The 21,940-nt window shown below is 69.4% G+C and carries 22 protein-coding genes; 14 read left to right on the top strand and 8 right to left on the bottom strand.

Features of this window, described 5'->3' with window-relative positions; all coding sequences use genetic code 11:
- Positions 1–15: 15 nt before the first annotated feature.
- A complete protein-coding gene (locus AC1DGW_RS12400; RefSeq protein ID WP_478023347.1) occupies positions 16–828 on the top strand; it encodes a TatD family hydrolase in 813 nt (270 codons plus the stop codon).
- 38 nt (positions 829–866) lie between these two features.
- Here AC1DGW_RS12400 and AC1DGW_RS12395 read toward each other — a convergent pair whose 3' ends face one another.
- From AC1DGW_RS12395 to AC1DGW_RS12380, 4 genes are read right to left on the bottom strand one after another with little or no spacing between them, the layout of a single operon-like run.
- The gene (locus AC1DGW_RS12395) at positions 867–1,766 is read right to left on the bottom strand and encodes an NAD-dependent epimerase/dehydratase family protein (RefSeq protein WP_478023344.1); all 900 of its coding nucleotides are present in this window, start codon (positions 1,764–1,766) and stop codon (positions 867–869) included.
- On the bottom strand, positions 1,763–2,701 hold the full coding sequence (panE, locus tag AC1DGW_RS12390) for a 2-dehydropantoate 2-reductase (protein ID WP_478023342.1): 939 nt from the start codon (positions 2,699–2,701) through the stop codon (positions 1,763–1,765). The genes AC1DGW_RS12395 and panE overlap by 4 nt, the downstream gene beginning before the upstream one ends.
- 55 nt (positions 2,702–2,756) lie before the next feature.
- On the bottom strand, positions 2,757–3,566 hold the full coding sequence (locus AC1DGW_RS12385) for an ABC transporter permease (protein WP_478023340.1): 810 nt from the start codon (positions 3,564–3,566) through the stop codon (positions 2,757–2,759).
- Entirely contained in the window at positions 3,563–4,516 is a 954-nt protein-coding gene (locus tag AC1DGW_RS12380; RefSeq protein WP_478023338.1) for an ABC transporter ATP-binding protein, read from the bottom strand. Before AC1DGW_RS12380 ends, AC1DGW_RS12385 begins: the two co-directional genes overlap by 4 nt.
- 135 nt (positions 4,517–4,651) lie before the next feature.
- Here AC1DGW_RS12380 and AC1DGW_RS12375 point away from each other — a divergent pair, with 135 nt between their 5' ends.
- The 7 genes from AC1DGW_RS12375 (at position 4,652) to AC1DGW_RS12345 (ending at position 11,308) form a co-directional block, all read left to right on the top strand.
- Positions 4,652–5,362, top strand: a complete 711-nt coding sequence (locus AC1DGW_RS12375) for an FAD-binding oxidoreductase (protein WP_478023336.1) — start codon at positions 4,652–4,654, stop codon at positions 5,360–5,362.
- An 89-nt stretch (positions 5,363–5,451) separates the two neighbouring features.
- Positions 5,452–6,633 (top strand): GGDEF domain-containing protein, encoded by a 1,182-nt coding sequence (locus AC1DGW_RS12370; protein ID WP_478023334.1) that lies wholly within the window; start codon positions 5,452–5,454, stop codon positions 6,631–6,633.
- A 309-nt stretch (positions 6,634–6,942) separates the two neighbouring features.
- Positions 6,943–7,524, top strand: coding sequence for a hypothetical protein (locus AC1DGW_RS12365; RefSeq protein WP_478023332.1), 582 nt, complete (start codon positions 6,943–6,945; stop codon positions 7,522–7,524).
- 10 nt (positions 7,525–7,534) lie between these two features.
- Positions 7,535–7,732 (top strand): helix-turn-helix transcriptional regulator, encoded by a 198-nt coding sequence (locus AC1DGW_RS12360; RefSeq protein ID WP_478023330.1) that lies wholly within the window; start codon positions 7,535–7,537, stop codon positions 7,730–7,732.
- Positions 7,733–7,798: 66 nt separating this feature from the next.
- Complete coding sequence (locus AC1DGW_RS12355) at positions 7,799–9,331, top strand: alpha/beta fold hydrolase (protein WP_478023328.1); 1,533 nt, start codon at positions 7,799–7,801, stop codon at positions 9,329–9,331.
- A gap of 31 nt (positions 9,332–9,362) precedes the next feature.
- The gene (locus AC1DGW_RS12350; protein ID WP_478023326.1) at positions 9,363–10,118 is read left to right on the top strand and encodes an ABC transporter ATP-binding protein; all 756 of its coding nucleotides are present in this window, start codon (positions 9,363–9,365) and stop codon (positions 10,116–10,118) included.
- A complete protein-coding gene (locus AC1DGW_RS12345; protein ID WP_478023323.1) occupies positions 10,115–11,308 on the top strand; it encodes an ABC transporter permease in 1,194 nt (397 codons plus the stop codon). Before AC1DGW_RS12350 ends, AC1DGW_RS12345 begins: the two co-directional genes overlap by 4 nt.
- A gap of 377 nt (positions 11,309–11,685) precedes the next feature.
- Here the strand turns inward: AC1DGW_RS12345 and AC1DGW_RS12340 are convergent, their stop codons facing one another.
- A complete protein-coding gene (locus AC1DGW_RS12340; RefSeq protein ID WP_478023321.1) occupies positions 11,686–12,678 on the bottom strand; it encodes an energy transducer TonB in 993 nt (330 codons plus the stop codon).
- Between the two features lie 204 nt (positions 12,679–12,882).
- The gene (locus AC1DGW_RS12335; RefSeq protein WP_478023319.1) at positions 12,883–13,464 is read right to left on the bottom strand and encodes a TIGR00645 family protein; all 582 of its coding nucleotides are present in this window, start codon (positions 13,462–13,464) and stop codon (positions 12,883–12,885) included.
- Between the two features lie 109 nt (positions 13,465–13,573).
- On the opposite strand from AC1DGW_RS12335, the gene AC1DGW_RS12330 reads away from it, so the two are divergent.
- Positions 13,574–14,263 carry a glutathione binding-like protein gene (locus AC1DGW_RS12330; RefSeq protein WP_478023317.1) on the top strand — a complete coding sequence of 230 codons (690 nt, stop codon included), beginning with the start codon at positions 13,574–13,576 and terminating at the stop codon, positions 14,261–14,263.
- Between the two features lie 56 nt (positions 14,264–14,319).
- On the opposite strand, the gene AC1DGW_RS12325 is transcribed toward AC1DGW_RS12330, so the two are convergent.
- Positions 14,320–15,627, bottom strand: coding sequence for a WD40 repeat domain-containing protein (locus AC1DGW_RS12325; RefSeq protein ID WP_478023315.1), 1,308 nt, complete (start codon positions 15,625–15,627; stop codon positions 14,320–14,322).
- A 164-nt stretch (positions 15,628–15,791) separates the two neighbouring features.
- Between AC1DGW_RS12325 and AC1DGW_RS12320 the strand changes: the two genes are divergently transcribed.
- The 4 genes from AC1DGW_RS12320 to AC1DGW_RS12305 all read left to right on the top strand — a co-directional run bounded on the left by AC1DGW_RS12320 (position 15,792) and on the right by AC1DGW_RS12305 (position 20,582).
- Positions 15,792–15,935, top strand: coding sequence for a hypothetical protein (locus AC1DGW_RS12320; RefSeq protein ID WP_153191803.1), 144 nt, complete (start codon positions 15,792–15,794; stop codon positions 15,933–15,935).
- Between the two features lie 85 nt (positions 15,936–16,020).
- Positions 16,021–18,246, top strand: coding sequence for a S9 family peptidase (locus AC1DGW_RS12315; protein WP_478023313.1), 2,226 nt, complete (start codon positions 16,021–16,023; stop codon positions 18,244–18,246).
- Positions 18,247–18,265: 19 nt separating this feature from the next.
- Positions 18,266–18,754: a cytochrome c oxidase assembly factor Coa1 family protein gene (locus AC1DGW_RS12310; protein ID WP_478023311.1), complete on the top strand. Its 489-nt coding sequence runs from the start codon at positions 18,266–18,268 to the stop codon at positions 18,752–18,754.
- Positions 18,755–18,791: 37 nt separating this feature from the next.
- The gene (locus AC1DGW_RS12305; protein ID WP_478023309.1) at positions 18,792–20,582 is read left to right on the top strand and encodes a DUF885 domain-containing protein; all 1,791 of its coding nucleotides are present in this window, start codon (positions 18,792–18,794) and stop codon (positions 20,580–20,582) included.
- Between the two features lie 558 nt (positions 20,583–21,140).
- Here AC1DGW_RS12305 and AC1DGW_RS12300 read toward each other — a convergent pair.
- Positions 21,141–21,560, bottom strand: coding sequence for a hypothetical protein (locus tag AC1DGW_RS12300; protein WP_478023307.1), 420 nt, complete (start codon positions 21,558–21,560; stop codon positions 21,141–21,143).
- 131 nt (positions 21,561–21,691) lie between these two features.
- Between AC1DGW_RS12300 and AC1DGW_RS12295 the strand changes: the two genes are divergently transcribed.
- Positions 21,692–21,940 carry a hypothetical protein gene (locus AC1DGW_RS12295; RefSeq protein WP_478023305.1) on the top strand — a complete coding sequence of 83 codons (249 nt, stop codon included), beginning with the start codon at positions 21,692–21,694 and terminating at the stop codon, positions 21,938–21,940.

The following is a 21,940-nucleotide window of genomic DNA, read 5'->3' as shown; positions in this document are numbered from 1 at the left end:
CACCTGCCTACGGCCATGCAACTGATCGACATCGGCGCCAATCTCACCCACGAATCCTTCGAGCGCGACCTGGACGCGGTGCTGGAACGCGCCCGCGCCGCCGGCGTGGCGCAGATGGTGGTGACCGGCGCCAGCCGCGAGCATTCGCCGATGGCGCTGGAGCTGGCGCGGCGCCATCCCGGTTTCCTGTACGCCACCGCCGGCGTGCACCCGCACCATGCGGTCGAGTACACCGACGAGTGCGATGCGGAGATGCGCGCGCTGCACATGCATCCCGAAGTCGTGGCGGTGGGCGAGTGCGGGCTGGACTACAACCGCGATTTCTCGCCGCGCCCGGCGCAGCGCAGGGCGTTCGAGCGCCAGCTGCAGATCGCCGCGGACCTTGCCGTCGACGGCGTGGGCAAGCCGCTGTTCCTGCACCAGCGCGATGCGCACGACGACTTCCTGGCGATGATGAAGAACTTCGACGGAAAGCTCGGCCCGGCGGTGGTGCACTGCTTCACCGCCGAGCGCCGCGAACTGTTCGACTACCTGGACCGCGACTGGCATATCGGCATCACCGGCTGGTTGTGCGACGAGCGCCGCGGCGCACACCTGCGAGAGCTCGTGAAGCACATCCCGGCCGGGCGGCTGATGATCGAGACCGACGCCCCCTACCTGCTGCCGCGCACGCTGCGGCCGCTGCCCAAGGACCGGCGCAACGAGCCGGCGTTCCTGTCGCACATCGTCGAGGAACTGGCGCGCGACCGCGGCGAGGACGTGGCGCTCACCGCGGCCAACGCCACTGCCGCCACGCGCGCGTTCTTCCGCCTGCCGGACGCCGGCTGACGGCATCGGGCCGGCGCCGTGCCAGCGGCAGGCGGGCGCTATCGGAGAGCGGGGCCGGTGCCGGCTTCCCACGCATCGCGCAACCCGTCGCGGTAGGTGCGGAAGCGCGGTTGCCATTGCAGCGCGTCCCGCGTGCCGCGGCTGTCGATGCGCTTGTTGCTGGCATGGAAGCGGCGCAGCGCCGGGTCGAGCGCGGGATCGTCCCAGGCCAGCGCCGGCGGCATAGCGAAACCAGCGAGTCGTGCGGCGTGGGCAAGTACGTCCTGTGGCGGCGCCGGCTCGTCGTCCGCAGGCAGATACAGCGCATCGCGGACGGAGCGGCGCATCGCCGCCACCACGGCATCGGCAAGGTCTTCGACATGCAGCCGGTTGAACACCAGGCCGGGCCGCACGACGTGGCGCGCGTTGCCCTGTGCCAGCCGCACCAGCGCATTGCGGCCGCGTCCATACAGGCCGGGCAGGCGGAACACGGCCGAGGCGATGCCGCGCCTGTCGGCCAACGCGCGCCATTGCGCTTCGGCGGAAAGCCGCCGCAACGCGACGGCATCGCTGGCGTCGGCGCTGGAGCGCTCGTCGATCCAGCCGCCGTCGCGGTCGCCGTACACGGCAGTCGAGGACAGATAGCCGACCCAGCGCAACGTGGGGCTGGCCTGCAGGGCCGGGGCGAGCAGGTGCAGCGCGGGATCGCCGTCGGCATCGGGCGGCACGCTGCCCAGCACCGCGTCGGCGCGCGCAACGGCGGCCAGCAGCGCCGCATCGGGAGCGTGGCTGGAATGCAGGCGATGGCGCGCGATGCCGTCGTCGGGTGCGGCCGCGGGATCGCGCACGCTGCCCTCGACGGTGACGCCGAGGGACTCCAGGCGGAACGCCAGCGCGCGCCCGGCGTGGCCCAGCCCGAGGATCAGCACCCGTCGCGGCAGGGCGCCGGCGGCGGTCATGCGCCCCGTTGCGCTTCGTAGGCCTGCAGGTGGCAGTACGCGTCCTGCAGCCGCGGCGCCGGATGTCCTGCGGCCAGCGCGCGGTCGAGCATGTCGCCGACGATGTGCGCCGCTTCCACGCGCTGCCCGGCTTCCAGGTCGCGCAGCATCGAGGCCTTGATCGGCGAACCGGCCTTGGTCAGTGCGGACAGGGCGATCTCCTGCGCCTTCGCCGGTATCGGCTGGCCGGCGTGCGCGGCCACGGCCAGGCATTCGTCGTACAGCGCGCGCATGAACGCGGTGCCGTGGCCGGTGGCGACGATGTGGCCGACGTCGGCGCGCATCAGGCAGGTGCCGGCCGCCAGCGTGGCCAGGAAGGTGTGCTTGATCCACTGCTCGCGGGCGATGTCGTCCGTGGCGACGTGATCGATGCCCGCGGTTTCGCAGGCGGCAGCCAGCGCGGCGACGCGCGCGCTGCCGGTGGCGCCGTCGCGCTCGCCGAAGGTGATGCGCGCGGGCTTGTCCAGGTGCACGATGGCGCCGTCGTCGGCCTTGGTCGCGCTGATGAAGCACAACCCGCCGAGCACCGCGTCATGGCCGAAGCGCGCGTCCAGCGCGCCGTAGTGGCGCAGGCCGTTGAGGATCGGCAGCACCGTGGTGCCGGCGCCGACCGCCGGCGCGATGGCGTCGATCGAACTGTCCAGGTCGTAGGCCTTGCAGCTGAGGATCACCAGGTCGAACGGACGTTCCTGTGCCAGCGCCGGCAGGGTATCGGCGGTGACGTGCGCGACCGGGAACGCGGCGTCGCCGAGCGGGCTGCGGATCACCAGGCCATCGCGCTGCAGCTGCGCCGCGCGCGGCGCGCGCACCAGGAAGGTGACGTCGATGCCGGCCTGGGCCAGCCGCCCGCCGAAATAGCCGCCGGTACCGCCGGCGCCGAGGATCAGGATGCGCATGTCGCAGGCTCCGGTGCTGCTCCAGGACGGGATTTCGGCAGGGCGCGCATCGCGGTCAGCTGCGCAGCCCCACGCCGCGCCGCAGCAGCCACAGCGACAGCGCGGTAAGCGCGGCGACGAAGCCCAGCATCAGCGCATAGGACACCCACGGCGTCACGTCGCTGCTGCCGAGCAGGCCGTAGCGGAACGCGTTGACCATGTAGAAGATCGGGTTGGCCTTGGTCAGCGCCTGCGCCCACGCCGGCAGCAGGGTGACCGAATAGAACACGCCGCCCAGGTAGGTCAGCGGGGTCAGGATGAAGGTCGGCACGATGGCGACGTCGTCGAACTTCTTGGCGTACACCGCGTTGATGAAGCCGGCCAGCGAGAAGATCGTCGAGCCCAGCAGCACCGTGGTCAGGGTCACCAGCGGATGCGGGATGTGCACGCGGGTGAAGAACATCGCGATCAGCAGCACGATGGCGCCGACCATCAGGCCGCGCAGCACCGCGCCGGCGACGTAGCCGCCGAGGATCACCCAGTTCGGCATCGGGCTGACCAGCAGTTCCTCGATGTGGCGGCCGAACTTGGCGCCGAAGAACGAGGAGCTGATGTTGCCGTAGCTGTTCTGGATGACGCTCATCATCACCAGGCCCGGCACGATGAACTGCATGTAGCTGTAGCCGCCCATGTCGCCGATCTTCGAGCCGATCAGGCCGCCGAAGATCAGGAAGTACAGGGTCATGGTGATGGCCGGCGGCACCAGGGTCTGGCCCCAGATGCGCAGGATGCGGTTGACCTCGCGGCGGACGATGGTGCCCAGCGCCACCCAGTTGCGGGCGCGGTCGGTCATGGCGGCGTTGGTCACGGGCGCGGGCGTGCTCATGCGGCGGTGTTCTCCAGGTTGCCGGTGAGGCGCACGAACAGCTCCTCCAGGCGGTTGCTCTTGGTGCGCATCGAGCGCACGCGGATGCCGGCGGCGCCCAGCGTGTCGAACACGCGGTTCAGATCCATCGCGCGCGGCATGTCCAGGTCCAGGGTATGCGCGTCGACCGCGGCCAGCTGCGCGCCCTCGATGTGCGGCAGCTGCGCGGGCAGCTCACCATCGATGTCGAGCACGAAGCCTTCCACGTCGAGCTTGGCCAGCAGCGCGCGCATCGGCCCCTGCTCGACGATGCGGCCATGGTTGATGATGGCCAGGTTGCGGCACAGCTGCTCGGCCTCTTCCAGATAGTGCGTGGTGAGGATGATCGTGGTGCCGGCGGCGTTGATCTCCTGCAGCGTCTTCCACATGTCGCGGCGGATCTCGATGTCCACGCCGGCGGTGGGCTCGTCCAGGATCAGCAGGCGCGGACGGGTCATCATCGCGCGGGCGATCATCAGCCGCCGCTTCATGCCGCCGGACAGCGTGCGGCTCATCATCTGCGCCTTGTTCCACAGGTGCGCGCGCTTGAGTTCCTCCTCGGCGCGGACCTCGGCCTCGGCACGCGGAATGCCGTAGAAGCCGGCGTAGTTGACCAGGATGTCGAAGGGCTTCTCGAACAGGTTGAAGTTGATTTCCTGCGGCACCAGCCCGATCAGGCGCATGGTCGCGCTGCGCTCGGCCACCAGGTCGCTGCCGAACACCTGCACCTGGCCCTCGCTCAGGTTCACCAGCGAGGAGACGATGCCGATCAGGGTGGATTTGCCGGCGCCGTTGGGGCCGAGCAGGGCGAAGAAGTCGCCGGGGGCGACCTCCAGCGAGACGCCCTTGAGCGCCTGCACGCCGTTGTCGTAGGTCTTGCGGAGGTCGTGCACGCGCAGCGCGGGCGCGACGGGGGAGGTTCGGGAGTCCAAGCTCGGGGCCTTCGCGCCGGGGTGACGGCGCCGGATGAGTGCGAGCCGGTATTATAGGTGCCCCCGCGGCCCCGGCCCGGTTACACACTGTTGCTCGTGCCTGCACAATTCCCCCTCAGACTGGCCGGTTGCCGCATGCTGGCGCCCACCGTCGGCCACTACCAGTTCGTCCGCGACGACGGCCAGCCGCTGGATTTCCAGCCCGGCCAGTTCATCCAGGTGCATTTCGAGTACGCCGACGGTACCGCCACCAAGCGCAGCTACTCGCTGGCCACCATCCACGACCACGTACTCGGCCCGGGCGATGCGGTGGAGATCGCGGTGAGCTTCGTGCCCGGCGGCGCCGCCACGGCCCTGTTCGAGGGGCTGGAGATCGGCCGGCACGTCACCGCCAGTGGCCCGTTCGGGCGCTTCTGCCTGCAGCCGGGCGACCGCAACGGCCGTTACCTGCTGATCGCTACCGGCACCGGCGTCACCCCGTACCGTTCGATGCTGCCGCTGCTGGCCAAGGCCATGGCCGAACGCGGCGTCGAGGTGGTGCTGCTGCAGGGCGCACGCACGCCGGCCGAACTGCTGTACGCCGACGACTTCCGCGCCTTCGCCGAGGCCAACCCCGGCTTCCGCTACATGCCGTGCCTGTCGCGCGAGCTGCCCGCCGACCCGCACCCGGACGTGCGCAGCGGCTATGTGCAGCAGCAGCTGGCCGAGCTGGCCCCGGACCCGGCGCGCGACATCGCCTACCTGTGCGGCAACCCGGTCATGGTCGACGCCTGCTTCGAGGCGCTGAAGGCCGCCGGCCTGCCGGTGCCGCAGGTGCGCCGCGAGAAGTACGTCAGCAGCAAGTAGGCGGGGCTGCGCGGCCGCCCCCGCATGCTGCATGATTCCGCCAGGTGCCCCGTGCGTGGCGGCACCGCTGGACGCAAGGACTCCCGGGCTTGGCTTCGCTGGACTTCCCCACCATCGCCATCATCGGCCTGCTGCTGAACATCGGCCTGGCCGCGGGTTTCTCGCTGATCCTGCTGGTGATGCGCGGTCAACCGGTACCGCGGTTGTGGGCGGCGAGCCTGTGGGCCGGTGCGGTGAGTACGGTGATGGTCAGCCTGCCGTTGCCGCTGCCGGAACCGGCGGCCATCCTGGTGCGCAATGCCTTCGCCGTGCTCGGCAGCATGCTGATGCTGTTCGGCGTGGCCCTGCATGTCGGCCGCCGCGCGCCTGTGCGCGCCGCCTGTGCGCTGGCCGGCGCATATCTGCTGTGCATCGTCTGGTTCACCACCGCCAGGCCCGACCTGGGCATCCGCCTGGCGCTGTACAGCGTGCTGATCATCATCTGGAAGACCTGGGAGGCCTGGCTGCTGCTGCGCCATGGCCCGGCCGACGTGCGCCGCAGCTGCCGGCTGGCGGCCGTGGTGTTCCTGCTGGACGCGGCGCTGTTCCTGGCGCGGGCGCTGATCCCGGTCGCTCCGGGGGCCGGCGGCGACATCCTGCGCGCCGGCCTGCCGATGAGCGTCACCTACATCGGCGGCATGTTCGTGATGCTCGGCCACACCTTCGCACTGGTGCTGCTGATCGTCGAGCGGCAGATGGTGGACCTGCGCCGGCTGGCGCGCCGCGACGGCCTGACCGGCCTGCTCAACCGTACCGCGCTGATGGGCGATGGCGAGCAGCAGCTGGAGCAGAGCCTGCGCCAGCAGCAGCCATTCGCAGCGATGCTGCTGGACCTGGATCATTTCAAGCGGATCAACGATACCCGCGGCCACCAGGCCGGCGACGAGGTGCTGCACCACACCGCGCGCACCCTGCAGCGCAACCTGCGCGGCCGCGACTGGCTGCTCGGCCGCTACGGCGGCGAGGAGTTCGTGCTGCTGCTGCCGGACACCGGCATGGAGCAGGCGCTGGCCCTGGCCGAACGCCTGCGCGCGGCGCTGGAAGCCAGCCCGCTGGACCGGGACGGCGGTGCGATCGTCATCACCACCAGCATCGGCGTGGCCGTCGCCGATGCCACGCCGGGCCTGGAGCGCCTGCTGGCCCGGGCCGATGCGGCGCTGTACCGGGCCAAGGCCGCCGGCCGCAACCGTGTCGTCTGCGATCTGGCGGTGGAGCCGGGGCCGGTTGCCTGAGTGGCCGGCGGTAGCCCGTCCGCGAGGCCGGCGCATCCGCCACGGCGTTCAAGCGGTACGCGGCTGTAAAGCTCGCTTGACAGCTGCCAGTCGGCCATTGCATCCTCCTGTAAAGCTTGCTTGACAGTGATGGGTGGGATCATGAACGAAGCAGGGAATCAGAAACGTGCCGGCGCGGCCTGGCTGGGCATTGGAGCGGCCTTCATGGCAATCGGTGCGAGCGGCCAGACCGCGTTCATCGGCGTGGGCGCGGCCTTCCTCGCACTGGGCCTCGCCTCCCTGGCGCGTTCGCGCAGGGGCGCCTGAGCCATGGCGCGCGCGCTCGACCGCTGGATCGTCGGCGGCGTCTTCGCCAGCAGCGCGACCGGGCTGGCGCTGCTGCGGCTGATGCCGGGCGGCAACGCCGACATGCTGGGCGGCATCTGCATCGGGGTGGCCGTCGGGCTGGCGTTCGTGTCGCTGCTGCGCCGGCAGCTGCCCAACGCCTGCGATACCGCGCCGTTGGCGCTGCGCCGGCGCTACAGCCGCGAAATGATGATCGCGATGAGCACCTACGTCGTGCTGCTGGTGCTGTCGATCACGCTGCTCAAGCGCGTGGAGGGCACCGCGCTGCGCGCCTGCATCGCCCTGCTCCCGGTGCCGTCGATCGCGATGACCCTGCGCGCGATGATCCGCTACATCCGCGATGTCGACGAACTGCAGCAGCGCATCGAGCTGCAGGCGGTCAGCTTCGCCGCGGCCTTCGTGTCGCTGCTCTACCTCACCGGCGGCCTGCTGCAGGCCGCCAAGGTGCTGGACATACCGGCCAGCGCGGCGATGATCTGGGTGTTCCCGCTGGTGTGCCTGGCCTATGGCCTGGCCAAGATCGTCGTTTCGCGCCGCTACAACTGAGCGCGCACGCATGGACAACCGCCTGCGCGAACTGCGCGAAGCCAGGAGCTGGTCGCAAGGAGAGCTGGCCGAGCGGCTGGACGTCTCCCGGCAGACCATCAACGCGCTGGAGACCGGCAAGTACGATCCCAGCCTGCCGCTGGCGTTCCGCATCGCCCGCCTGTTCGGCGCCAGGATCGAGGACATCTTCTTTCCCGACGTCACATAACGCCGCCAGCCGCGTCATGGGTTGGCAGATCCAGATCCGTTCCATCAACCACAAGGGGCTGTTCCGATGATGTCCCGCAAGACCCGTACCCTCCTGGCGGTAGCCGCGCTCGTCGCCGTGCTCGGCTATCGTGCATTCAAGCCCGCACCCGACGAGGCCAAGGCCGACAAGGCATCGCCTCCCGTCGCCGACGCGCCTGCCAGGCCGCTGATGCTCGGCCAGCTGGCGTTCCAGCCCTGCAGCCTGGAATCGCCGGCCAGCCGCGACAGCCTGGAAGCGCAGTGCACGACCTTCGAGGTTCCCGAGGACCGCGCCAACCCGCAGGGCCGCAGGATCGCGCTGAACATCGCGCTGCTGGCGCCGGACAAGCCGGAAGACGTGCAGCCCGATCCGGTGTTCTTCCTCGCCGGCGGCCCCGGCCAGTCCGCGGTGGAAAGCTACCCGATGGTCGATGCCGCGTTCGCCGACGTGCGCAAGCACCGCAACGTGATCCTGGTCGACCAGCGCGGTACCGGCAGATCCAACCTGCTGTCCTGCGAGGCGCCGGAGGAAGACGACGCCGGCGTCGAGGCGATGCAGGCCGGCGCCGCTGCCTGCGCGGCGACCCTGTCGAAGAAAGCCGACCTGCGCCACTACACCACCACCGACGCGGTGGCCGATCTGGACGCCGTGCGCCAGGCCATGGGCGCAGCGCAGATCAACCTGGTCGGCGTCAGCTACGGCACCCGCGTTGCGCAGCAGTACGCCATGCGCCATCCGGCCAGCACGCGCAGCATCGTGCTCGACTCGGTGGTGCCCAACACCCTGCAGCTGGGCAGCATCTTCGCCCGCAACCTGGACGACGCGCTGGCGCTGCAGTTCGCCCAGTGCACCGGCAACGCGGCGTGCAAGGCGGCGCTGGGCGATCCGCGCGCCGAACTGGACGCGCTGCTGGCCACGCTGCGCGCCAACCCGGTGACGGTGCGCTACCGCGACGCCAGCACCGGCGAGGAACGCGAGGACGTGCTGCGCGCCGAGACCGTCGCCGGCTTGGTACGCATGTACGCCTACATGCCGCAGGCCGCCGCGCTGTTGCCCAAGCTGATCCACGAGGCGCGCAACGGCCGCTACGGCGACCTGATGGCGCTGGCGCGGATGATGCAGGGCGACATGAAGGACGCCATGGCCATGGGCATGCAGCTGTCGGTGATCTGCAGCGAGGACGACCAGGGCATGGTTGCGCGCAGCGGGGACGAAGGCACCGTGCTCGGCAACCGCATGGCCGAAGGGCTGGCGGCGATGTGCCGGGCATGGCCCAAGGGCCAGGTGCCGGCCGACTTCCACAATGCGTTGTCCGGCGCGGTGCCGGCGCTGGTGCTGGAAGGCGAGTTCGACCCGGTCACGCCGCCGCGCTATGGCGAGGAGGTGGTCAAGGGCCTGTCCAAGGGCCGCCTGTTCGTGCTGCGCGGCCAGGGCCACGCGGTGATCGGCGCCGGCTGCATGCCCAAGCTGTTCGCCCAGTTCGTCGACAAGACCGATGCCGCGGCGCTCGATGGCGCCTGCCTGGAAAAACTGAACTACGTGCCGCCGTTCACCAGCTTCAATGGCTGGGAACCGTGACCGTCCACGCATCACTCAAGGATCCGCTTCCATGATCGTTGCAGAACGACTCCGCAAGACCTTCCCCGGCAAGGGCAAGGACAAGACGCCGGTGATCGCCGTGGACGACGTGGGCTTCACCGCCCACGACGGCCAGATCACCGGCCTGCTCGGCCCCAATGGCGCCGGCAAGACCACCACGCTGCGCATGCTCTACACGCTGATGACGCCGGAGACCGGCAAGGTCGTGGTGGATGGCGTGGACGCCGCGGTCGACCCGAACACGGTGCGCCGCAGCCTGGGCGTGCTGCCCGATGCGCGCGGCGTATACAAGCGCCTGACCGCGCGCGAGAACATCGAGTACTTCGGCCAGCTGCACGGCATGGACGCGGCGACGATCGCGGCGCGCATCGGCCGCCTGGCCGCGGCGTTGCAGATGGAGGATTTCCTCGACCGTTCGACCGAAGGTTTCAGCCAGGGCCAGCGTACCAAGACCGCCATCGCCCGCGCGCTGGTGCACGACCCGAAGAACGTGATCCTCGACGAACCCACCAACGGCCTGGACGTGATGACCACGCGTGGCCTGCGCGGCTTCCTCAAGGAGCTGCGAGCCGAAGGCCGCTGCGTGATCTTCTCCAGCCACATCATGCAGGAGGTGGCGGCGCTGTGTGACCGCATCGTCATCGTCGCGCACGGCCGCGTGGTGGCGCAGGGCACGCCGGACGAGCTGCGCGAACATGCCGGCGAGTCCAACCTGGAAGACGCGTTCGTCAAGCTGATCGGCAGCGAGGAGGGCCTGCACGCATGAACAAGACCGGATTCATTGGCAGCATGTTCACGGTGATGCGCAAGGAGCTGCGCGACTTCGCCCGCGACCGCCGCACCTTCCTGCTGACCCTGTTCACCGCGCCGCTGCTGTACCCGCTGCTGTTCCTGGGCATCGACAAGCTCAGCAACCTGCGCGTGGAGAACCAGCTGGAGAAGGACATGGCGCTGTCCGTGGTCGGCATGGAGCGCGCGCCCAACCTGGTGGCGTTCCTGGCCAGTCACGGCATCACCGCCAGCGAGGCGCCGGCCGACTATGAAGCCCGCATCCGCGCCCAGCGCGAGGACGTGGCGCTGGTGATCGCCCCGGACTTCGCCGACGACTGGCATGCCGGCAAGCCGGCCAAGGTCGAGGTCGTGGCCGACACCACGCGCCGTACCAGCGACGTGCAGGTGGCACGCGTGCGCAAGGTCCTGATGGCCTATGGCCAATCGGTGGGCGCGCTGCGGCTGATGGCGCGCGGCGTCAACCCGATGGTGGCGGCGCCGGTGAGCGTGGGCACGCGCGACCTGGCCACCGCCGAGGCCAAGCGCGGCATCTTCCTGTCCGTCATCCTGCCGATGCTGCTGATGATGTTCGCCTTCATCGGCGGCTCGCACCTGGTCATGGACACCACCGCCGGCGAGCGCGAGCGGCAGTCGCTGGAACCGCTGCTGGCCACCCCGGCATCGCGCGGCGCCCTGGTCAGCGGCAAGATGCTGGCTTCGGCGGCGGTCGGCCTGACGGCGATCCTGCTGATCCTGTTGTCCTTCAAGTTCAGCGCCAGCATCGGCCGCGGCATGGCTGGCTCGCTGGACGTCAGCTTCATGGCGATGGGCAAGCTGCTGCTGGTGCTGCTGCCGTTGGTGCTGATCGGCACCGCGTTGCTGACCTGCCTGGCGGCGGGCGCCCGCAGCATGAAGGAGGCGCAGAGCCACATCGTCTGGCTGATGATGCTGGCGATGATGCCGGGCTATGCGCTGATGGCCTACCCGCTGAAGGACACCCAGCTGTGGCAGTACGCGGTGCCGTTCCTGTCGCAGAACCAGATGCTGGTGAAGGTGACCCGCGGCGAGATGCCGGGCGCCGAACAGTGGGGCGTCTACCTGGCGGCGTCGCTGCTGCTGGCGGTGCTGCTGTGGGCGATCGCGGTATGGCGCTACCGGCAGGAGAAGCTGGCGATTTCGGGCTGATCCCGGCGGCTGCCGCAGGAGAAACGAAAAGGCCCGGATCACTCCGGGCCTTTTCCTGTCTGCAGGAGCGCACCTCGGTACGCGATGGGATATCGCCGGTGAAGTCATCGCGCACCAGGCGCGCTCCTGGGGGTTCCGTAGTTGCGGGTTGGGCTGGAACGCCAGCGTGCGGCAGGTAAGGTCGGGCTGAGCCGATGCACCCCTCGGTGCCGGGCTTGCCCGGCACAGGAGCCCGGCCGACACGGGTTCAGGCGGGTGGACTCCACCTCTGATGAGGAAAAACGAAAGGCCCGGATCGCTCCGGGCCTTTCGTTTTCGCGGGTGCGCAGCTTGCTGCGCATGCTCTCGCCGGCAAGCCCCAGGTGGGGCCCCCGCATCTACTGGTTCGGCTGGAATGCCAGCGTGCGGCGGGTGGTGGTCGGGCTGGAGATCGGCTCGAAGCGCCAGCGCCTGACCGCATTCAAGGCCTCGCGGTCGAACACGCGCGGCGGATTGGCGCGCAGCACGCGGGCATCGGTGACCGAACCGTCGGTGCCGATGGTGAGTTCCACCAGCACTTCGCCGGAGGTGCCCGAGCGCAGCGCGTCGGCCGGGTAGCGCGGGGCCGGCGTGCTCACCGCGCGCAGGGCGGGCGCGGCCGCGGCCGGCTTCGGTGCGGCGGCGACCTGTTGCGCGGCGGCGCGGGCGTCGGCTTCGCGCTTGGCGGCGGCCTGGCGCTCGGTTTCCAGACGCTCGCTTTCCTGGCGCGCCGCCTCCTGGCGCGTAGCCAGCTGCTGCGCGGCGGTGGCCTCGGCGGCCTGCTGCTGCGCCAGGCGCTGCTGCTCGACCAGCTGCTTGGCGCGGTTCTCGGCGTCCTTCTTGACCTTGTCGGTCTCCTCCTGCGTGCGCTTGACCGCCACTTCCATGCCGCGGGTGACGCCCTGCTTGAGTCGCGGCAGCGCCGGCGCCGTCGGGTCCACCTTCTCGATCAGCGCGACCAGGCGCTGGGCCTCGGGGAAATCCTCGCGCGCCAGGCTCTGCTCGGCGGCGATCAGGGTATAGGGCTGCAGGTCGGTCAGCGCGCTCTTGACCGCCGCGTCGTCGGGCAGCTTGTCGCGCAGGGCCAGGTAATACTCCATGGCGTTGTCACCGGCCGGCGCGTACATGCGGTTCTCGCGCAGGGCGGTGCTGGCCGAGTCGCGCAGCTGGTCGGTGCCCATCGACTGCACCTTGGCCGAAACCGCGGGCTCGGCCGGAGCGGCGGCGGGGCCGGCGGGCGTGCCGGCGGCGGCCGGAGCGGAGTCGTCCTTGCCCGAGCAGGCCGCCAGGGCGACGGCCAGCAGGGCGGGCGCCAGCAGGCGCGCTTTGCCGTGGATCGTGACGTACGACATCAATCTTCCCCTTGAATCGACGAACGCGAATGGATGCTCGCCCGGGCCGTCATGGGTGCGCGGCGTTTCCCGACGCCGGCCGGACCCGGGGCGAAGGGTGAATCTAGCATTGCCGCCCGTGGTTGCACGAGGCGCGGGCGACAGAGGGCACGAAAGCCGATGGCCGTCACGGGGTGACGGCCATCGGCAGGATCGGTGTCCGGATCAGTGCCCGTTCTGCCTGGAATGCCCGTTGGACATCAGTTTGTCGGTCCAGGCGATGCCGATCGCCGACAGGATGAACACGCAGTGGATGATGGTCTGCCACATCACGCCGGTGGAGGTGAACTTGGTGCAGGCCACGCCTGCGGCCAGTTCCGGGCCGCACAGCGGCAGCCCCAGCTGGCCGGCCTCGATGAAGGTCTTGAGCAGGTGGATCGAGGAGATGCCGATGATCGCCATCGCCAGTTTCACCTTCAGCACCGAGGCGTTGACATGGCTGAGCCACTCCGGCTGGTCCGGGTGCCCCTGCAGGCCCAGGCGCGAGACGAAGGTCTCGTAGCCGCCGACGATGACCATCACCAGCAGGTTGGAGATCATCACCACGTCGATCAGGCCGAGCACGATCAGCATGATCTGCTGCTCGGTCCAGCTGGCCGCATGGGTGATCAGGTGCCACAGTTCGTGGCCGAACAGATAGACGTAGACGCCCTGGGCGACGATCAGGCCCAGATAGAGCGGCAGCTGCAGCCAGCGCGAGGCGAAGATCAGGGCCGGGAGGGGGCTCAGCGGTTTGTGTTCGGACATGGCAGGGATGCTGCGTTGCGGAAAGGCGGCAGGTTAACGGTCGTCCGGTAGGCTGCCAAGCGCTACCGTATCGATCCCCGGTGACGGTTCCCCCCACGGAGACGCATTCATGATCGACCTCTACTACTGGCCCACCCCCAACGGCCACAAGATCACCCTGTTCCTGGAAGAAGCCGGGCTGCCTTACCGCCTGGTACCGGTCAACATCGGCAAGGGCGACCAGTTCCAGCCCGACTTCCTGGCCATCTCGCCGAACAACAAGATGCCGGCCATCGTCGACCACGCCCCGGCCGACGGCGGCGCGCCGCTGAGCGTGTTCGAGTCCGGTGCGATCCTGCTGTACCTGGCCGAGAAGACCGGCCGCTTCCTGCCGACCGACCTGCGCGGTCGTGCCGCCGCGCTGGAATGGCTGTTCTGGCAGATGGGCGGGCTTGGCCCGATGAGCGGGCAGATGGGTCACTTCAACGTCTACGCGCCCGAGCGTATTCCCTACGCCATCGAGCGCTACGACAGCGAGGTGCGGCGCCTGCACCGGGTGATGGACAAGCGCCTGTCGCAATCGCCGTACCTGGCCGGGGACGAGTACGGCATCGCCGACATGGCCAGCTACCCGTGGATCGGCGCCTACAGCAAGCTGCCGGCCGATTTCGATGCCTTCCCGCACCTGCACCGCTGGCACCAGGCCATCGCCATGCGCCCGGCCACGCAGCGCGCCTACGCGCTGGGCCCGACCGTCAACCCGGACGCGGGCAAGCCGTTGAGCGAGGAGGAGCGCCAGCAGTTGTTCGGCAAGCGCTGAGAGGCGCCCGGCATGGGAGGCGCGTCACCTTGGCGGCGCATCTTTCGGGATGGCGGTCACCACGCCAGCGGCGCAGCTTCCTGTTTCCAGAACAACCAACGGCGCACCTCGCGATGCGCGCGCACGCCGACCTGCTCGGGATTGGCGGCGGCCGAGGTCAGGTCGATCAGGTGCACGGTACCGGAGTGGCTGCCCACGGCCAGCATACGGCCGTCGGCGGAAGCGGCCATCGCACTGATCGTGCTGCCGACGTGCTGCTTCCATAGCAGCGTGCCCTCGAGATTCACCGCGCGCAGATAGCCGTAGGCGTCGCCCAGCACCAGTCCGCCTGCGACTGGCGCGCTGGCGTAGATGCGACCACCGGGATCGACCACGCGTACCGCGGGGTGCTCTTCATAGAAATCAGTGTCGATCCGGTCGAAGGCCGCGGTGTCCACGGCGATGGTGGCGCCGTTGTAGAAATGGCAGGCATTGAGCGCCACGTGGCGGCCGTCGGCGAAAAAGGCGGCATGGTGCGGGTACTCGCCATGCGGCCCGATCTTGCAGACGGGCTGGCCGTGGCCGTCGAATATGCGGTGACGACCATCCTGCTGGCCGCAGGCGATCCACTCGCCATCGGGCGAGACCGCCGCGTGCACCATGTCCAGGCGCATCGGGTACGGCTCTTCCTCGGCCGCCTGCTCCTGCAGCTCGGCGGCGGTGGGCAGCAGGCGCCGGATGCCGTCCGGTCCGCACAGGAACACGCCGTCGCCGCGCACCACCACCACGCGGCGACCGTCGTTGAACGGAATCAGCTGCTGGAGCGTCGCGTCGGCTTCGGTCATTGCCGCCAGTACTGGCGGAAGCGCTTCATCACCCCGTGGGAGCGGCAGCCTCGCTACCGGAGCAGGTTCGTCGCCGCGCCGGATCTCGATGTGGTCGTCGATGGCCAGGGCGATCAGCTGCCGGTCCGGGCTGGCGCCGAACATGTCCACGTAGGGCAGGGCATGCACCTCCATGCCGCGCACTGCCAGCACCTGGCCCGGCTCATACCAGGCCCCGATCCGTACCAGCAGTCCGCCGTCCGCCAGCCACGACAGCGCGCCGATGCCCTGGCTGTTGTCCTCCAGCAACGGCTGGAGGGCTTCGTGCAGCGGCGGCCACTGCCCGCGGAACCGTGCGACCGCCTCCGCGTCCCGCCCGGCATTGGCCGCGCGCAGCTGCTCCATCAGCGATGGAAGCAGGGACGACAGATCGGGCGCGTCGTCGGGGTCGCCCATGCCCTCCCAGGCGCAGGCGTCGCCGCGGGCGATGTAGTCGTTGAGATGGCGGGCATGGGCATGGACGGCGGTCTGCCAGCGCAGGTGCAGAGAGGGATCGGTCATGGCGGCCGTGACGTTGGAGGAAGCGGGGATGCCGATGGAAGCACAGTGGGGTTGCCGCCCGCCACGACGGCTCGTGCCTCGCGCCGCGGATTGATCCTGCGCAAGGCCGTCCGCGACCGTTGTCCCTACGCTGCCTTCATCGACAACGGCACGGGGAGGGGACGATGCATCCGATACTGCGCGACATGCTGACGCAACCGGTGGGCTGGCTGACGATCTGCGGGGCCCTGATCATCCTGGGGATTCCGCTGTTCACGGTGTTCTTCATCCGCCGCCGGATGCGCGAGGAGCAGCGCGGGCGGCGCTGAGCGGCGGGCGGGACTGACGGCAGGGGCAAGGGCGGGCCGGCTCGGCTAGGATGGCGCGATCCGTTCTGTCCATGACAGGAATCCCATGCGCCCCTTGTTCCTTGCCCTCGCCATGATGCTCGCCACGCCCGCCGTCCACGCCGAAAAGCTCACCCTGGAAGCCATCACCGGCAACGCGCCGCTGTCCGGGCCGACGCTGATGAAGCCCAAGGTGGCGCCGGACGGTTCGCGCGTGACCTTCCTGCGCGGCAAGGACAGCGACCGCAACCAGCTGGACCTGTGGGAATACGACATCGCCAGCGGCCAGACCCGGCTGCTGGTCGATTCCAAGGTGGTGCTGCCCGGCGCCGAGACCCTGAGCGATGAGGAGAAGGCGCGGCGCGAGCGCCAGCGCATCGCGGCGATGACCGGCATCGTGGACTACCAGTGGTCGCCCGACGCGAAGACGCTGCTGTTCCCGCTTGGCGGCGAGCTCTACCTGTACGACCTGGGCCGGCAGGGCCGCGAGGCGGTGCGCCAGCTCACCCACGGCGAGGGCTTCGCCACCGACCCGAAGATTTCGCCCAAGGGCGGTTTCGTCAGCTTCGTGCGCGAGCGCAACCTGTGGGTGATCGACCTGGCCAGCGGCAGGCAGCTGCAGCTGACCCGCGACGGCAGCGCCACCATCGGCAACGGCGTGGCCGAATTCGTCGCCGACGAGGAAATGGACCGCCACACCGGCTACTGGTGGGCGCCGGACGACTCGGCGATCGCCTTCGCCCGCATCGACGAATCGCCGGTGCCGGTGCAGAAGCGCTACGAGATGTACGCCGACCGCGTGGAGATGGTCGAACAGCGCTACCCGGCGGCCGGTGACCGCAACGTGCTGGTCAAGCTGGGCGTGGTCGCGCCGCGCGCCGGCGCCGCGCCGAAGTGGGTCGATCTGGGCAGGGAGCAGGACATCTACCTGGCCCGCGTCACCTGGCGCGACCCGCAGCGCCTGACCTTCCAGCGCCAGAGCCGCGACCAGAAGACGCTGGAGCTGATCGAGGCCACGCTGGCCGATGGCCGGCAGCGCACCCTGGTCACCGAGACCAGCCGGACCTGGGTGCCGCTGCACAACGACCTGCGTTTCCTCAAGGATGGCCGCTTCCTGTGGTCCTCCGAGCGCAGCGGCTTCGAGCACCTGTACCTGGCCAGCGAGGACGGCGCCGTGCTGACCCCGCTGACTTCCGGTGACTGGCCGGTGGACGAACTGCTGGCCGTGGACGAGGCCGCTGGCAAGGTCTATTTCCGCGCCGGCGTCGAATCGGCGCTGCGCAGCGAGATCTACGCCGTGCCGCTGGCCGGCGGCGCGCCGGTCAAGCTCTCGCGCGTAGCTGGCATGCACAGCGCCGCGTTCGCCAACAACGCCAGCGTCTATGTGGACAGCTGGTCCAACAGCACCACGCCACCGCAGATCGAGCTGTACCGCGCCAATGGCGAGAAGATCGCCACGCTGCTGGACAACGACCTGGCCGATCCGTCGCATCCCTACGCGAAGTACCGCGATGCGCAGTTGCCGGTCGAGTTCGACAGGCTGGCGGCCGCCGATGGCCACACGCAGCTGCACTTCAGCCTGATCAAGCCGGCCGGCTTCGATCCGTCGAAGAAGTACCCGGTGGCGGTCTATGTCTATGGTGGCCCGGCGTCGCAGACCGTCACCGACAGCTGGCCCGGCCGCGGCGACCACCTGTTCAACCAGTACCTGGCGCAGCACGGCTACGTGGTGTTTTCCATGGACAACCGCGGCACGCCGCGCCGCGGCCGCGATTTTGGTGGCGCGCTGTACGGCGTGCAGGGCACGGTGGAGGTGGCCGACCAGCTCCAGGGCATCAACTGGTTGAAGCAGCAGCCGTGGGTGGACGGTGCCCGCATCGGTGTGCAGGGCTGGTCCAACGGCGGCTACATGACGCTGATGCTGCTGGCCAAGGCGTCGGACCAGTACGCCTGCGGTGTGGCCGGTGCGCCGGTCACCGACTGGGGCCTGTACGACACGCACTACACCGAGCGCTACATGAACCTGCCGGCGGCCAATCCCGACGGCTACCGCGAAGGACGCATCCTCAGCCACATCGACGGGCTGACCTCGCCGCTGCTGCTGATCCACGGCATGGCCGACGACAACGTGCTGTTCACCAATTCGACCAGCCTGATGAGCGCGCTGCAGAAACGCGGCCAGCCGTTCGAGCTGATGACCTACCCGGGCGCCAAGCACGGCCTGTCCGGCAGCAACGCGCTGCACCGCTACCGCATCGCCGAGAACTTCCTCGCGCGCTGCCTCAAGCCCTGAGCCGGCACGGAGGACACGGATGTCGTCGCTGCCACCTCCGTTGCCGGGCGCGGGATTGCCCGGCCAGCGGCCGCCACGCAACTGGCTGCAGCGCAACGTCAGGTGGGCGCTGCCACTGTTCGCGCTGCTGATCGTCGCCGGCTGGGCGCTGACCAGCTGGATGGGCCTGCGGCAGATGGCCGCGCCGCTGGAAAGCAGTGAACCCTACCGGGAAGCGATGGCCCGCGCCGGCCGTGATCCGGAAGTGGAGGACGCGCTCGGCCGGCCGCTGCGGGCCAAACCATTCCCGTTCGGCAGCATCAGCCAGCTCGGCGACGGCGGCAGCGCCGACCTGGTGATCCGCATCGAAGGCCCGCGCGGCAATGGCAAGCTCGACGTGCGCGCGCTGCGCAGCGACGGGCGTTGGTTCTATTCGAGATTGCAGGCCGAGCTGCCGGGCCGGCATGCGCCGGTGGACCTGCGCGACGCGCGCGACCGCGACTGCGCGATCTTGCCGCGTTGCCGCTGACTGCGTAGGGTCACGGCTCCGACTACCGGAGCCACGCATGAAACCTCTCGTCCTCGCCGTCGCGCTTGTCCTGGCCGCGCCGCTGCCGCTGGCCGCGGCGGCCACGCCGCCGGCCAAGGCCGCTCCCGCCGTTCCGGCATGGGTGGCGCACAGCAACGAACTGGCGCAGATCCTGCTGCGCGCGCAGGCGCCGTTCCAGCCGGAAATGGCCAGCTTCTTCGGCGTGCCGGGCTATGACGACAAGGTCGTCGATCTCGGCCCGGACAATGCCGCGCGCTACCGCGCCGCGCTGGAAAAGGCGCGCACGCAGCTGCGCGAAAAGCTCCAGCTCGAACGCGACCCCAATGTGCGCCAGGACCTGGAGATCATGATCGCCGCGGCCGAGCGCAGCATCGAAGGCAGCACGCTCGAAGAGCAGCACCTGATGCCGTGGGTGGACGTGCCGCAGAGCGTGTTCAGCGGGCTCAACGGCCTGCTTTCCGACCAGGTCGCGCCGGAGCGCCACGCCAGGGCGCTGGACCGGCTGAAGGCCTACATCGGCCAGGCCCCGGGCACGCAGCCGCTGGCCATGCTGGCGCGGCAGCGCTACGCCGAGAAGAGCGGCACGCCGGGCCTGCTGCAGCCCACGAAGATCGAAGTCGAGCAGGCGCTGGCCAACGTCGATACCTACGTCGCCGGCATCGGCAAGCTGTTCGCGAAATACGACATCAAGGGCGCGGACGCGGCGCTGGCCACCCTGTCCACGCAGATGAAGGACTACATCGCCTGGACGCGGCAGGACGTGCTGCCGCAGGCGCGCGCCGATACGCGCCTGCCGCCGGAGCTGTATGCGTTCCAGCTCAGGAAGGTGGGCGTGGACGTCGATCCGGCGCTGCTCGTGCAGCGCGCCCAGCTGGAGTACATGGAAACCCGCGCGATGATGCGCCAGCTGGCGCCGCTGGTGGTGCAGGCCAAGGGCCTGGAGGTCGACGATGCGAACGACCCTGCCGCGGTGATCCGCGCGCTGAAGCAGGACAAGATCGACAACGACCGGCTCCAGGCGCACTACCGCGGCGTCATCGACGCCATCGACCCGATCATCCGCCGCCAGGGCATCGTCGACGTGCCGCAGCGCCCGCTGCAGATGCGCCTGGGCAGCGAGGCGGAGAGTGCCGCTTCGCCGGCGCCGCACTACCTGCCGCCGCCGTTGGTGGGCAATACCGGGCAGCAGGGCACCTTCGTGCTGCCGCTGGGCAATCCGGCCTCGGGCGGCAAGGCGCAGTACGACGATTTCAACTTCGGCTCGGCGGCGTGGACGCTGAGCGCGCACGAAGGCCGCCCGGGCCACGACCTGCAGTTCGCGGCGATGGTCGAGCGAGGCATCTCGCTTGCGCGCACGCTGTTCGCGTTCAACTCGGTCAACGTCGAGGGCTGGGCGCTGTACGCCGAGGCCGAGCTGGTGCCGTTCGAGCCGCTGGACGGGCAGATGATCGCCCTGCAGTTCCGCCTGCTGCGCGCCGCCCGCGCCATGCTCGATCCGATGCTCAACCTCGGCCTGACCGACCGCGAACAGGCGCGCAGGGTGCTGGTGGAAGGCGTCGGCCTGTCCGAAGCCATGGCCACGCAGGAGCTGGACCGCTACACCGTGCGCTCGCCCGGCCAGGCCTGCAGCTACTTCTACGGCTACACGCGGATCATGGAACTGCGCATGCGCACCGAACTGGCGCTGGGCGACAGGTTCGACCGGTTGGCCTTCAACAACTTCCTGCTCGACCAGGGGCTGTTGCCGCCGGACCAGCTGGCGAAGGCCGTGGATGAAGTGTTTGTGCCGGCGCAGAGCAGAAGATAATTTCTGCTCGGACTGGCGACGGTCACAAGGTGGCCGTCGCCACAGGGGATCTGCGCATGGCATCCATGCCGCCACTACCTCGAATCCATCGAGTTTGAGTGATGGGATGTCGAGGATCGCTTGGTGCCTGGCATCATTCCAGGGAATACGGAAACAACGCCGGATGGATTCCGGCGCGACCTTCCCGGTGGAGTTTCGCGCGGGGCCTGTAGGAAAAGTCTGATTCGCCCCGAAGTGTGACTGGTTCCCTTTGGCGGCAAGCCAAGGCGCCTAGTCTGGAATCGCCTGAGCGTTCAGGTCTAGGGAGACTGCCATGAAAAAGTTTTCGAAACTCCTTGTCATCGGTGTTCTGGCGACATCCATTCTCGGTAGCGCGGCATATGCAGCGGAGACTTTCTGCACCAGGGCATGCCGATTGAAGTATCAGGACTGCCAGGCCGCAGGAGGAGGCGTCAGCGAATGCGCCGACGCCTATATCGACTGCCTGTATAGCTGCTCCGCACCCTGAGTCCGTGGACTACCCGGAAAGCTCCCGCCAATTGCGGGGCTTTCCCCGCTCTACCGCGCGCCCGGCGGCACCCAGATCGCCACGCCCGCGGCGCGCTTCTGCTGGGTCGGGATGCCCACGCTCAGGCCGCCGCCGCCATGCCGGCCGTAGCTGCCGGCGCCGACCGACATGCCCACCGGCGAGCCGCCGGCGCCCACGCCCATCAGGATCACGCCGTTGGCACCGAGTGCCGCCGCCTCGCGCTTGAGCCGGGCGATGGCCGCGTCGGTCTGGCCCTGGGTGCCGAAGCCGACCGCGCTGGAGGATTCGAGCTGGGCGATCTCCACCGAGCCGGCCGGCGGCGTGGAATAGATCTGCACGCTGGCCGGATCGACCGGTGCGCGCGCCTGGCCCAGCATGACCCTGGACGTGCTGGCGCAGCCGCCGGCGGCCAAGGCGATGCCCAATGCGATGGCGAGCGGGAATTTCATGGTTTCACTCCCCGGTGGGTGTCGGGTGGATCATCGGCGCCGCTGCGTGAATCGGCCGCGAACCGGGCGGAAGGCTTGATCGTGGCTGTTTCCGGGCTATCTTGCGCGCACCAACCGGTGGAGGAAAGGACATGGGATTGATCAGTCTGGTCTGGGGCATCATGGCGCTGTTGTGGATGGTGTTGGCCTTCATCCCGCTGCTGGGCTGGGGCAACTGGTTCCTGATCCCGTTCGCCGCGGTAGGCGCGATCGTCGCCGCCATCGGCCTGCTGTTCACCCGCGCCGGCAACCGCGGCCGCGCCAAGGCCGGGTTGCTGCTCAACGTGGCCGTGATCGTGGTCGGCGTGATCCGCCTGGGCCTGGGCGGCGGCTTCATCTGA

It is taken from the genome of Stenotrophomonas sp. 05N423, from assembly GCF_056397145.1.
The sequence above is the reverse complement of the archived record's forward strand: the minus strand, read 5'-3'. Positions and strand labels throughout refer to the sequence as shown.